1 protein-coding gene is annotated in these 408 nt (G+C 67.6%); it reads left to right on the forward strand.

The window, feature by feature from the left end:
- Window positions 1-408 (forward strand): acyltransferase domain-containing protein (locus tag LPA41_RS41275; RefSeq protein WP_229076950.1); only part of this gene is annotated, 408 nt, incomplete at both ends.

A 408-nucleotide genomic window follows, 5' to 3' on the forward strand; every position in this document is an offset into this window, starting at 1 on the left:
CGGCCGGGTTCGACAAGACGCGGCGGTTGCGGGTCAGTCATGCGTTCCATTCGGCGCGTATGGAGCCGATGCTGCGGGACTTCGCCGCTGTCCTTGACGAGGTGGTCTTCGCGGCGCCGTCGTTGGGTTGGGTTTCGAATGTGACCGGTGAGCCGGTCGGTGTTGAGGTGATGGATCCGGAGTATTGGGTGCGGCAGGTCCGCCAGCCGGTCCGGTTCGCTGATGGTGTCGCCGCGATGCGTGCCGCTGGCGTTACCCGTTTCGTCGAGGTGGGCCCGTCAGGTGCGCTGACCGCCCACGTCGACGGGGTGTGTCTGCCCACGATCCGTAAGGGCCGTGACGAGCCGGACTCGTTGGTCAAGGCGCTGGCGGTGGCCGGCCCGGACTGGGTGAAGGTGTTCCCCGGTG

It is taken from the genome of Actinoplanes sp. DH11 (genome assembly GCF_020873875.1).
Classification (GTDB): Bacteria; Actinomycetota; Actinomycetes; order Mycobacteriales; family Micromonosporaceae; genus Actinoplanes.